The following is a 12,076-nucleotide window of genomic DNA, read 5'->3' as shown; positions in this document are numbered from 1 at the left end:
ACGCAGCTCCAGCCCGGTACGGAGCGAGGCGAGAGGGGTCAGCATGAGGCGGCTCTCCTGGCTCGGCCGTCGGCGGACGGGGGCGCGGGCGGGGGCGCGGGGTGGACGGTGCCGTCGACGGACCCGGACACGGACTCGGACACGGCCGGCGGGTACGGTCGCGCCGCGCCCCACGCGGGGTCCTCGGTCCGGACAGGACGTCGGGCGTGGACGGGGTGCTCGGCGCAGTCGGCGGGGTCAGCGCGGTCGACCGGGCCCGTCAGAGCGGGACGTTCGGCATGCTCGGCGCGCTTCAGGAAGCGGAGCGAGTCGCGTGCGCGGTCGGGGCCCGCGTGGGAGTCGCGGGGCAGCTCGACGGTGACCAGCCCCTCGTACCCCGTCGTGCGCAGCGCGTCCAGCACGGGCGGGAAGTCGATCTCGCCCTCGCCGAAGGGCAGATGCTCGTGCACGCCACGTCGCATGTCCTCGATCTGCACATGCCGCAGCCAGGGCGCGGCGGCGCGCACGCACGCGTCGGGCGGCTCCGGCTCCAGGCACTGGCAGTGGCCGATGTCGAGGGTCAGGCCCAGTTCCTCCGGCTCCCCCAGCGCGGTGCGCAGCCGGTGGAACGCGGCCAGATCGCCGACGAGGTGCCCCGGCTCCGGCTCCACCGCGAGCGGCACGCCAGCGGCGCGGGCGGCGTCGAGCAGCGACTCCATGCCCGCGGTGAGCCGCGCCCAGGCGTCCTGGCCGCTCGTACGGGCCGGGGGCACCCCGCTGAAGCAGTGCACGGCGTGGGCGCCGAGGTCGGCCGCGACCCGTACGGCCTTCAGCAGCAGCCCGAGCCGCGCGCCCCTCGCCTCCGGGTCCGGATCGAGGAGGGTGGGGTGGTGCTTGCGGCGCGGGTCGAGCACGTAGCGCCCGCCGGTCTCCACGGTGACCGTGAGCCCGTGCCGCGCCAGCGCCCGCGCGACGTCCCGTGTGCGGTCGGCGAGGCCGGGGGCCTGGGGGTCGAGGTGCATGTGGTCGAGCGTCAGGCCGACGCCGTCGTAGCCGAGGTCGGCGAGCATCGCCAACGCGTCGCCGAGCCGCAGGTCGGCGAGGCCGTTGGTGCCGTAGGCGTAGCGCAGCGCGGTCATGTCGGGCTGACCTTCCGTGAGACCCGGCGGGCGAGCGGTACGAGCGCGAGCAGGGCGAGCGCGGTACGGGGCGCGCTCGCCTTCGCGGCGAGCGCTGCCTGGAGGGGGATCGTGGCGCCGATGCCCGCGCCGACCGCGCGCTGGAGGAGGGGTGGGGAGGGGTTGAGCGCCGCGTGCGTGAGGGGTCGGGCGTACGCCCCCAGATACGCGGCGACGGCAGCACATGTCGCGGCCACCGCGACGGCGGTACGGGGGTGTGTCCGGTTCGCCAGGGCGGTACGGGTGCGTGTGCCGTTCACGAAGGCGGTGCGGAGGCGTGTCTCGTTCGCGGATGCGGCACGGGCGCGTGTCCGGGTCGCGAAGGCAGTACGGGCGCGGGCGCCGTTCACGGCTGCGGTACGGAGACGTGTCGGGGTGACGTCTGTCGCGTGGGGGTGTGGCGGGTCCGCTGCTGCCGTGCCGGTGAGTGTGCGGCCGACGACCGTGGCGGCGACGGTTGCCGCCGTTGCCAAGCCGCCCAGGGGTACGAGGGGGGCGCCGCCCTGTGCCTCGCGCCGGGACACGGCGGTCACGGCGTACGTGTGCGCGCCGAGCAGCCCGGCGGCGCCCATGACACCTCGCGCCGTGGCAGCGCCGCCGTGGGACGTCCGGGGTTCGCCGGGTGGCGGAGTCGAGCGCGGGCTCGCGGGGAGCACCGTTGCCTCGCCGACGGGCCGGGCAACGGCCGGTTCGGCACCGCCGGAGCGCGCCGTACGACGTCCCGCCGTCGCGGCGGACAAGGGTGGGCCCGCGCCCACCGCAGCCGACACGGGCGAACCCATGTCCGCACGAGGGCCACGCCCCTTCCCGAACAGCGACCCCCACGCCGCACCCACCGGCCGCACGGCCGGACTCGCACCGCCGCTCCGCGCCGTACGACGACTCACCGTCGCGGCGGACAGAAGGGGAACCGTCCCCTTCACCGCGGACGCGGGCGCACACCAGGCCGCAGGCGCCGGGACAGGCGAACCCGCCCCCTTCACTCCCGACACGGGCACACCCCGGGCCGTCGCCGTGGACACCGTGGAGAGCGCGCCCAGGGTGAGGTCCAGGGCGCGGGCCGTGGACATGGTGGCCGGGGCCGCGCGGGTGTGTTTCAGGTGGAGGTCGTACGCCCACACCGTCGCCGCCAGTGCGGCCGAGACACACGCGGGACCCCGCCCCGCCGCCGCGCCCAGCCCGAGCCCCGCCACCGTCAGCCCCGTCGCAGCGGCCAGCGCCGCGTTCGGGGTGAGGCGGCCCGAGGGGAGGGGGCGGTCGGGGCGCTCGACGGCGTCGGTCTCGCGGTCGGCCCAGTCGTTGAGGGCCATGCCCGCCTCGTACAGGCACAGCGAAGCGCCCACCGCCAGCGCCGTGCCCCGGTTCGGACGGCACCCCGTCACGGCCGCGCCCGCCAGCGCGTCACCGGGCACCGTGAACAGGGCCGAGACGCGCAGGAGCTGGAGCCACGCCGCGCCGCGCCCCGTCTTCGGCCGCCCCGTCATCGGCCTGTCCGGAGCCGCGCGGCGAGGGCGAGGAGGTCACCCCACTGCTCGGAGAGCGAACTCGGCCCCGTGTCGGGGTCCTTGAAGTAGAAGCCGAGCCCTTCGACGGGGCCGGAGATGCCCGCTTCGGCGGCGCGTGCCGTGAGGCGGGCGAGGTCGAGGACGAGGGGTGCGGCGAGGGCCGAGTCGCAGCCCTGCCAGATGGTCTGGAGGACCATGCGCGAGCCGAGGAAGCCGTCGAAGGCCACGTGGTCCCAGGCGGTCTTCCAGTCGCCGAGCGCCGGTACGTCGTCGATGTGCAGCTGCCCGTCGGGCAGTACACCGAGCGTGTCGGACAGGACGCGCGCCTTGCCCGCGTTCTTGGCCGCCGCCGCGCGCGGGTCGGCGAGGGCCGCGCCGTCGCCGCCGCCGAGCAGGTTCGTGCCGGACCACGCCCGTACGGCCAAGGCGCGCTGCACGAACATCGGCGCGAGCACGGACCGCAGCAGTGTCTGCCCGGTCTTGCCGTCGCGCCCCGCGTACGGCAGCCCGGAGTCGCGTGCGGCCTCCGCGAGGCGGGGGTGGTGGAGCCCGGTGGAGGGGGTGAAGTTGACGTAGGGGCTGCCCGCGCGCAGCGCAGCCGCCGCGTAGAGGGAGCTGGCGGGCAGGGACGTGTCGCCGGGTTCGGGCGCTGGCTCGGTGCTGGCGACGTTGACGACGACGGTGCGGGCCACTCGGTGTTCCCTGGTGAAGGCGCGGATGTCGTCGGCGAAGGCCGCGATCAGTTCCTCCTCGCCGCGCGGGTCGTCGGGCTGCGGCCCGCCCTGCCGTACGGCGGCGTCGGCCGCTTCGAGTTCCGCGCGCACGGCCGAGGGGAGGCCGTACGGCAGCACGCCCTCCTCCGCGAGGTTCTCCGCGCGCTTGGGGAGGGGGCAGGTGTCGGTGTCGTGGCCGCCGAAGACGAGGGAGTCCAGCGGCGGGAGCCCGCATCCCGCGAACGCCTCGGTCCCGGTCACCATGCCCGTGGCCGGGTGCAGTTCGGCGGCGACGGCGGCGCAGCCCGCGATCGCCGTGGTGGCGACGGAGCCCCGGGCCCCGACGAGCCACACGCCGGTACGGGTCTCCGTGGGTGTCGCGTCGTGTGCCGGGGGCGGGGTTTGCGAGCCCGTCACGGCTTCGCTCCGGTGGGTCCGGTCGGTCCGGTGGGTTCGGTCTTCGGTCACGGCCTGCCTCCCTGGGTTGCCTGGTACGTGGTGCTCGGCTGGTGCTGGAAGGACGGAGGTGAGGGGTGTGGGCGCGGGGACCGGCGACGGCAGGCCGTACGGGCACGGGGCACGGCCTGCCGCCGCCGCGGGCCGGGGCCCGCGGCGGCGGTCGCGGCGGGGAGGGGTCGGCGTTCCCCTCTCCGCCGCACGCCTGGCGTCACGGCCCCCCTCGGGCCGCGGACGTCAGGCCGTCACCCGCGCGAGGTGCACACGCGCGTACGGTCGTACGCCGTGCGTCGCGCTGTACGTCGTGCTGTTCGGGGTGCTGTACGTCGTCGCCGTGTGCGTGGTGCGGTGGGTGGTGCGGTGCCTCGTGCCGTACGTCGTGCCGTGCGCCGTTCCTCCGCCGTCGCCCGCGGCCGTCACTTCAGCTCCTTGAGCCGGACGTCGCGGAAGGCCACCTCGTCCTCGTCGCCGTGATTCTGGAGGCCGATGTGGCCGTCCGCGAGACTCCGTGCGGGATCGGTGTTGGTGAAATCGTTGATCTTGACGCCGTTGAGCCAGACGCGGACGCGCTCGCCCTTGACGCGGATCTCGTAGGTGTTCCACTCCCCCGGCGGGTTGAGGGCGCCGTCCCTCACCTCCAGGTCGGCGGACTGGAACCCGTAGACCGAGCCCGTGGTCTTCTCCGGCGCGTCGGTCGCGTCGATCTGGATCTCGTAGCCGTTGTCCACGGCCGACCACGGGTCGTCGGAGGCGGGGAAGCCGATGAAGACACCGGAGTTGTCGTCCCCTGTCATCCGCCAGTCCAGCTTCAGCGAGTACGAGGACAGCGGCTTTTCCGCGTACCACAGCATCCCCATGCCGCCGACCGTGCGCAGCGTGCCGTCCTCGCCCAGCTCGAAGCTGCCGGGTCCGGCCTGCTTCCACTTCTCCAGGCTGGCCTGCGTACCGTCGAACAGCTTGGTGTAGCCGTTCTCGGGACGGCAGTCGGCCTGGGCAGCGCCTGTGGCGTAGCGGATGCCGCCCAGCAGGTGGGTGAGGAAGGCTTCCTCGGTGTACGACTCCTTGGTGTGGCCGCCCCCGGTGTAGAAGGCGCGGCCTCCCTCGTACTCCTGGCACCAGGCGATGGGGTGGTCCCCCGCCATGGTGCCGCCCTCGTAGGTGCTCTCGTCCAGTGCGGCGAGGACGCGGGCCTGGCCGCGCGGGTTGGAGCGGTAGTTGTACCACTCGTCGGTGCGCTCCCAGCTCTCGCCGAGGTGCGAGGTGGCCGGGTGCGCGTGGTCCTCGACGCTGACGGTGGCGGGCTGGATGTGCGGGTGCGACTGGAAGTAGGCGCCCGCGAGCCCGCCGTACCAGGGCCAGTCGTACTCGGTGTCGGCCGCCGCGTGCACGCCGACGTAGCCGCCGCCCCGTTCCACGTAGCCCTCGAAGGCGCTCTGCTGCTTCGCGTTGAGGACGTCTCCCGTCGTGGAGAGGAAGACGACCGCGTCGAACTTGGCGAGGTTGCGGGCCGTGAAGGCGGCGGCGTCCTCGGTGGCTTCGACGGCGAAGCCGTGCTCGGTGCCGAGCCGCTGGAGCGCGGCGATGCCGTCGGGGATGGAGTCGTGGCGGAATCCGGCGGTCTTGGAGAAGACCAGGACCCGTTCCTCCGCCCCCTTCCCCGGCCGCTTCCCCGCCTGCTCCTGCTCCCCTGCCTGCTCCGCGCCGCCGCCGGACGGGGCCGCGTAGCCGGGCAGGGAGGCGGCGCCGAGGAGCAGGGCCGTCGCGGCGAGCACGGTACCGGCCAGGCGCAGGCGCGGGCGCCGACCCGCACGCGGGCGTCCACATGAACGCTGGTGTGAACGTGGGTGTGTCATGTGCGTCGTCCCTCCCTCAGCTCGTCGTGACGGTGAAGCTGTCCAGGTCGTACAGCTCGCCCGCGCCCCCGGTGAAGACCAGGTACAGGGACGTGGCGTCGGCTGGCGGGTTCTCGATGGCGGTGCTCACGTCCGTCCAGCCGTCAGCCGCTGGGACCTGCGCCGTGCCGAGCAGCGGTCCGTCGGGTGCTCCGGCCCTAACCTCCAGGGCTCCGCCCCCTGCGCCGCCGCCCGCGCCGACGCGCGCGCTCAGCTCGGTCAGCCCGCCGGGCGCGTACGGCTCGAAGGCGATCCACTGGCCGTTCTGGGCCCCGTTGACGGCGCGCGCGCCCTCGGCTCCCTCGGCGGCTCCCGCCGTGACACCGTCGGCGGCCTTGGTGAAGTGCTCGGCCTGCCGGTGCTTGGGCTGGAGGATGCTCTGGCCGTGGCTGGTCAGCGGGGGCTGGCCGCCACCGCCGCCGTCCGTGTACTGCGCGTCGAAGACACCGAAGATGTTGGCGTTCGGGTCGTGTTCGCCGTCGTTGGTGGTCTGGATGGTGCCGGAGCAGCCCTTGGCCGAGCTGATCGGGTGGCCGTGGCTGTCGTGGCCGAGTATGTAGGTGACCTCGACCTTGGAGCAGTCGATCTCCGCGTCCTCCGGGTCGGTGACCTTCACCTCGAAGGGCACCGCGTCACCGAAGGCGAACGGCTGTCCGTCCTTGGGCAGTTGCAGCTCCACCTTGGGCGCGGTGTTGCCGACGGTGATGTGCACGCTGGCGCTGCCCGTGCGCCCGCCCGGGTCCTTCGCGGTCACGGTCGCGGTGTAGGTGCCGTTCTCGGTGTACGTGTGCGTCGGGTTCGCCTCGGTCGAGGTGGCGCCGTCGCCGAAGTCCCAGGCGTAGGTGAGTGTGTCGCCGTCCTCGTCGCTGGTGCCCTCGGAGGAGAAGGCGACCTCCAGCGGTGCCTGTCCGCTGGTCACATCGCTCTTGGCCTGGGCCACGGGCGAGTGGCCGTCCGTGGCGTTCTCGATGCGGTAGACGGCGGAGTTCTCGTCGCCGTTGAAGTAGCCGGTGCCGTAATCGAGCACGTACAGGGCTCCGTCGGGGCCGAACTCCATGTCCATCACCTGGGTGCCCTGCCAGGGGAAGTCGTTGATGGAGGTGACGCCGCCGTTCTGGTCCTGCTCGATGCGCTTGATCCACTGGCGGCCGAACTCCCCGGCGAAGAAGTCACCGTCGTACTCCTCGGGGAACTTCACGTCCGAGTCGAGTTCCGCGTCGTAGCGGTAGACCGGGCCGCCCATCGGGGACTCGGAACCGTCGCCGAACTCGGGCACGGAGGCGCCGTCGTACGGGATCCACGCGGGCTTGGCCTCGGGCAGCTTCGTGAGCCCGGTGTTGCGAGGCGAGTTGTTCACCGGCGCCTTGCAGTCGTAGGCGGCGCCGGAGGTGCCGGTGGCGAAGTCGTACTCCTTGTAGGCGTCGTTGTCGCCCGTGCAGTACGGCCAGCCGTAATTGCCGGGGCCCGTGACCCGGGCGAACTCGACCTGTCCTGCCGGGCCTCGGCCGGGGTTCGCCGCGCCCGCGTCGGGTCCGTAGTCGCCGACGTAGACGATGCCGGTGGGCTTGTCGACGGTCATGCGGAACGGGTTGCGGAAACCCATGGCGTAGATCTCGGGGCGTGTCTTCTTCTTGCCGGGCGCGAAGAGGTTGCCCTTCGGCACGGTGTAGGTGCCATCATTCTTGACCTTGATGCGCAGGATCTTGCCGCGCAGGTCGTTGGTGTTGCCGGAGGAGCGCTGGGCGTCGAAGCCCGGGTTGCGGTCGGCGCGCTCGTCGATGGGCGTGTAGCCGTCCGACTGGAAGGGGTTGGAGTCGTCGCCCGTGGACAGCAGCAGGTTGCCCTTGGCGTCGAAGGCGATGTCACCGCCGACGTGGCAGCACAGGCCGCGGTTGGCGGGCACGTCGAGGACCTTCTTCTCGCTGGCCTTGTCGAGTGTGCCGTCCTTGTTCAACGTGAAGCGGGAGAGGCGGTTGACACCGTCGAAGGGCTTGAAGTCCTCGGCGGTGCCGGTCTCCGGGGCGTCGCCCTCGGGGGTGTTCAGGGGCGGCGCGTAGTAGAGGTAGATGGCCCGGTTCTTCGCAAAGCCGGGATCGACCCCGACGCCCTGGAGCCCTTCCTCGTCGTGGCTGTAGACATCCAGCTTGCCGGAGACCTTGGTGTCTCCCGACTGGCTGGTCAGCCGGAGGGTGCCGTCGCGCGAGGTGTGCAGCACGGAGCTGTCGGGGAGCACGGCGAGGGTCATGGGTTCGCCGGTCTCCGGCTCGCCCTTGGCGAGGGTGACCTGCTGGAAGTCGGCGGCGGCCTGCTTGCCGCCCTGCGCCGGGCCGTCCTGCGACGCGGCGTGCGTGGTGACGGTGCCGAAGGCCAGGCCGCCGCCGACGAGCAGGGCGCTGGTGAGGACCGCGAGCTGCTTGCGGAGCAGGCGGCGTCCGGGTGGCTTCGGTTGGTGTGTGCGGATAGTCCTGTGCACGCGTCTCCTCCAGAGAGGGGTAACGGTGGTTGACGGGGTGAACCGTGAAGCGTTGACCGTCGTTCGTTGCACAGGCGCGCGCCGTCGCGCCGGATGGGGGGTGGATCCGGAGTGTGCGGGGTCCGCCGGAGGCGGGGTGAGGGGGGAGCGGCTCATGTCCGGTACACATCAGGACGGTAGCCATCTTCGTACGATTCGGGAAGACTTTTAACAGCAATGAAGTCGCCTTCATCCACTGCTAGGACAAAGTGAGTCCTCGCGCACCCTTCCCGCCGGAGCGCCGAGGCCACTTGGACCGCTGGGGGCGACGTCAGCTACTGAACGCCGCATCAAAAGAGGACGACGGCGGGTCGTAGTCGAACGCCTTCAGTCGGCGAAGGGCCTCCGGCGCGCCCGTGAGCCGGTCCATGCCCGCGTCCTCCCACTCGACGGAGACGGGCCCCTCGTAGCCGATGGAGCGCAGCATCCGGAACACGTCCTCCCAGGCCACGTCGCCGTGCCCGGCGGAGACGAAGTCCCAGCCCCGGCGCGGGTCGCCCCAGGGCAGGTGGGAGCCCAGGCGGCCGTTGCGCCCGTCGAGGCGCTTGCGTGCCTCCTTGCAGTCGACGTGGTAGATCCGCTCCCGGTAGTCGTAGAGGAAGCCCACGGGGTCGAGGTCCTGCCACACGAAGTGGCTGGGGTCGAAGTTGAGGCCGAAGGCCGGCCGGTTGCCGACCGCGTCCAGCGCGCGCCGCGTCGTCCAGTAGTCGTACGCGATCTCGCTCGGGTGCACCTCGTGCGCGAAGCGCACGCCCTCCGCGTCGAACACGTCGAGGATCGGGTTCCAGCGGTCGGCGAAGTCCTCGTAGCCACGGTCCACCATCCCCTCGGGCACGGGCGGGAACATGGCCACGAGGTGCCAGATGGACGAGCCGGTGAAGCCGACCACCGTGCGCACACCGAGGGCAGCGGCGGCGCGGGCCGTGTCCTTGAGTTCCTCGGCCGCGCGCCGCCGCACACCCTCCGCTTCGCCGTCGCCCCAGATGCGGGCAGGGACGATGGCCTGGTGGCGCTCGTCGATGGGGTGGTCGCACACCGCCTGGCCGACGAGGTGGTTGGAGACGGCCCAGCACTGGAGCCCGTACTTGTCGAGCAGGGCGCGCCGCCCGTCGACGTAGCCGGGCTCCTTCAGCGCCCGGTCCACCTCGAAGTGGTCGCCCCAGCAGGCGAGTTCGAGGCCGTCGTAGCCGAAGTCGCGGGCCAGTCGGCAGACCTCCTCCAGCGGCAGGTCGGCCCACTGACCCGTGAAGAGCGTGAACTGTCGGGACATGCGGTACTCCTCGCGGCTCGGTCGTGCGTGTCGTCTCGTTCGTGTCCCGGTCCCGGGGTGCGCCTCCGTCGGGAAGAGGCGTCCCCCCGCACCGGCACCCATCGCGTAACGCCCCGTCGTGCGGCGCGGCGCCCCGCCCCGTCAGCCCGTGCGCGGTGGCCCCACGGGCGTGAGCACCGCGTTCTTCTCGGCGCTCTCCTCGACCGCCGCGAGCACCCGCTGCACCTGGAGCCCGTCGGCGAAGGACGGTTCCGGCTGGGTGCCGGAGGCGATGGCGTGGAGCAGGTCGCGGGCCTGGTGGACGAAGGTGTGCTCGTAGCCGAGGCCGTGGCCCGGCGGCCACCACGCCTCCAGGTAGGGGTGGCTGTCCTCGGTGACCAGGATGCGGCGGAAGCCGGACTCGGCAGCGTCGTCGGCGTGGTCGTGGAAGTGCAGCTCGTTCAGGCGCTCCAGGTCGAAGGCGAGCGAGCCGCCGGTGCCGTTGACCTCGACGCGCAGCGCGTTCTTGCGGCCCGCCGCCACCCGGCTGACCTCGAAGGACGCCAGCGCGCCCGACGCGAGCCTGCCCGTGAACAGGGCCGCGTCGTCGACGGTGACGGGCCCGCGCCGCCCGTCGGGGCCCTCGCCCGGCAGGGGGCGCTCGCGGACGAACGTCTCCGTCTGCGCCGACACACCCGTCAGCGGCGAACCCGCCACATGCTGGGCAATGTCCACGGCGTGTGCGCCGAGGTCGCCGAGCGCGCCGGAGCCCGCCAGCTCGCGGCGCAGCCGCCAGGCCAGCGGGAAGGCGGGGTCCACCAGCCAGTCCTGGAGGTACGTCACACGCACGTGCCGCACCTCCCCCAGCCGCCCCTCGGCGACCATGCGGCGGGCGAGGGCGAGCGCGGGGGTGCGGCGGTAGTTGAAGCCCACCATCGCCAACTGGCCGCGCTCGCGGGCCGCGCTCGCCGCCGCCTCCATCGCCTCGGCCTCGGCGACGGTGTTGGCGAGCGGCTTCTCGCACAGCACGTGCTTGCCCGCCGCCAGCGCCGCGATGGCGATCTCGGCGTGGCTGTCGCCCGGGGTGCAGATGTCCACGAGCTGCACGTCGGGGCGCTCGACGAGCGCGCGCCAGTCCGTCTCGGCCGCCGCCCAGCCCAGCTTGCCCGCCGCCGCGCGCACGCCCGCCGCGTCGCGCCCGCACACGGCGGCCATGGCCGGGGCGAGCGGCAGGTCGAAGACCCGGCCCACGGTGCGCCAGCCCTGCGAGTGGGCCGCGCCCATGAAGGCGTAGCCGACCATGCCCACCCCGATCGGCGGCGCGGAGCCGCCCGGCGGCGCTCCGGTCCCGTGCTGGGCCCCGGCCTGGTGCTGGGGGCCGGGCTCGGCGGGAGCCGGGGCTGGCTCGGTGGTGTCGTTCGACATGGGGCTCCTCCCTGTCGGGCGCTTCCGGTCGTCGGGGAGACCGGGGCGTGGACGTGCGGTGGCGGCGCTGCCGGCGGTGCTGCCGGGGTCCTGGGCGCCGGACGGACCGGCGGGCACGGTCACGTGAAGCCGATGGGCAGGTACTCCTCGACGTTGTCCTTGGTGACGACGGCCGAGTAGAGGGTGAGGGAGGCGGGGATCTCGAACTCGGCGAGCCCTCCGACACCCTTGCCCTGGCCCAGTGCCCGCGCGAGGTCGATGGCGGAAGCCGCCATGGTCGGCGGGTAGAGGACGGTGGCCTTCATGACGGTGTTGTCGGCCTTGATGGCGGTCATGGCCCGCTTGGAACCCGCGCCGCCCACCATCAGGAACTCGTCCCTGCCCGCCTGCTTGATGGCCCGCTCGGCGCCCACACCCTGGTCGTCGTCGTGGTTCCACAGCGCGTCGAACTTCGGCTCGGCGCGCAGGAGTTGGGCCATCGTCTCCTGCCCTGACTCGACGGTGAACTCGGCGGCCTGTCGCGCCACCTTCTTGATGTTGGGGTAGTTCTTGAGCGCGGCGTCGAAGCCGTCGGTGCGCTGCCGGGTCAGCTCCAGGTTGTCGATACCGGCCAGCTCGACGACGCGCGCGTTCTTCTTGTCCTTGAGCTGTTCGCCGATGTAGTGGCCCGCGTTGAGCCCCATGCCGTAGTTGTCGCCGCCGATCCAGCAGCGGTACGCCTGCTGCGAGGCGAAGACGCGGTCGAGGTTGACGACGGGGATGCCCGCGCGCATCGCCTTGAGGCCGACCTGGGTGAGGGCCTTGCCGTCGGCGGGGAGGATGACGAGGACGTCGACCTTCTTGTTGATGAGGGTCTCGATCTGCCCGATCTGCTGGGCGTTGTCGTTGGAGCCCTCGGTGCTCTCCAGCGTGACGTCCTCGTACTTCTTGGCCCGGTTCCTGGCCTGCTGGTTGATGGCGTTGAGCCAGCCGTGGTCGGCCTGCGGCCCGGCGAAGCCGATGGTCACCTTCTTGCCGGGCTTGTCGTCGGCGATGCCCGCCTGCTCGGCGCCGTTCCCGGCGTCCTCGTTGCTCTCGTTGCTCGTACAGCCCGCCGCGAAGAGCGCGGCTCCGGCGGCTGCCGTGCCGAAGAGCATGTTTCTGCGGGAGGTCATGGAGCGTGGCGGT

8 protein-coding genes and 1 pseudogene are annotated in these 12,076 nt (G+C 72.8%); all 9 read right to left on the bottom strand.

Annotation, left to right across the window (positions count from 1 at the left end; genetic code table 11):
- Positions 1-275 precede the first annotated feature (275 nt).
- Positions 276-1,118: pseudogene (locus ACYVOO_RS36755) on the bottom strand (sugar phosphate isomerase/epimerase family protein); the annotation flags it as partial.
- A complete protein-coding gene (locus ACYVOO_RS36750; protein ID WP_461020063.1) occupies positions 1,115-2,641 on the bottom strand; it encodes a UbiA family prenyltransferase in 1,527 nt (508 codons plus the stop codon). The pseudogene ACYVOO_RS36755 and the gene ACYVOO_RS36750, both read right to left, overlap by 4 nt.
- Complete coding sequence (locus ACYVOO_RS36745) at positions 2,638-3,792, bottom strand: inositol-3-phosphate synthase (RefSeq protein WP_461020079.1); 1,155 nt, start codon at positions 3,790-3,792, stop codon at positions 2,638-2,640. Before ACYVOO_RS36745 ends, ACYVOO_RS36750 begins: the two co-directional genes overlap by 4 nt.
- A 276-nt stretch (positions 3,793-4,068) precedes the next feature.
- Complete coding sequence (locus ACYVOO_RS36740; protein ID WP_461020062.1) at positions 4,069-4,251, bottom strand: hypothetical protein; 183 nt, start codon at positions 4,249-4,251, stop codon at positions 4,069-4,071.
- Positions 4,248-5,684: a ThuA domain-containing protein gene (locus tag ACYVOO_RS36735; RefSeq protein ID WP_461020061.1), complete on the bottom strand. Its 1,437-nt coding sequence runs from the start codon at positions 5,682-5,684 to the stop codon at positions 4,248-4,250. Before ACYVOO_RS36735 ends, ACYVOO_RS36740 begins: the two co-directional genes overlap by 4 nt.
- Positions 5,685-5,700: 16 nt before the next feature.
- Entirely contained in the window at positions 5,701-8,196 is a 2,496-nt protein-coding gene (locus ACYVOO_RS36730) for a PQQ-dependent sugar dehydrogenase (RefSeq protein ID WP_461020060.1), read from the bottom strand.
- Positions 8,197-8,506: 310 nt separating this feature from the next.
- The gene (locus ACYVOO_RS36725) at positions 8,507-9,505 is read right to left on the bottom strand and encodes a sugar phosphate isomerase/epimerase family protein (RefSeq protein WP_453343704.1); all 999 of its coding nucleotides are present in this window, start codon (positions 9,503-9,505) and stop codon (positions 8,507-8,509) included.
- Between the two features lie 141 nt (positions 9,506-9,646).
- Positions 9,647-10,786 (bottom strand): Gfo/Idh/MocA family protein, encoded by a 1,140-nt coding sequence (locus tag ACYVOO_RS36720; protein WP_461020078.1) that lies wholly within the window; start codon positions 10,784-10,786, stop codon positions 9,647-9,649.
- 242 nt (positions 10,787-11,028) lie between these two features.
- Positions 11,029-12,063 carry a substrate-binding domain-containing protein gene (locus tag ACYVOO_RS36715; RefSeq protein ID WP_461020059.1) on the bottom strand — a complete coding sequence of 345 codons (1,035 nt, stop codon included), beginning with the start codon at positions 12,061-12,063 and terminating at the stop codon, positions 11,029-11,031.
- Positions 12,064-12,076: the final 13 nt, after the last annotated feature.

The sequence above is a fragment of the Streptomyces daliensis genome (assembly GCF_054782395.1).
This window is presented reverse-complemented; position numbering and strand designations above follow the sequence as displayed.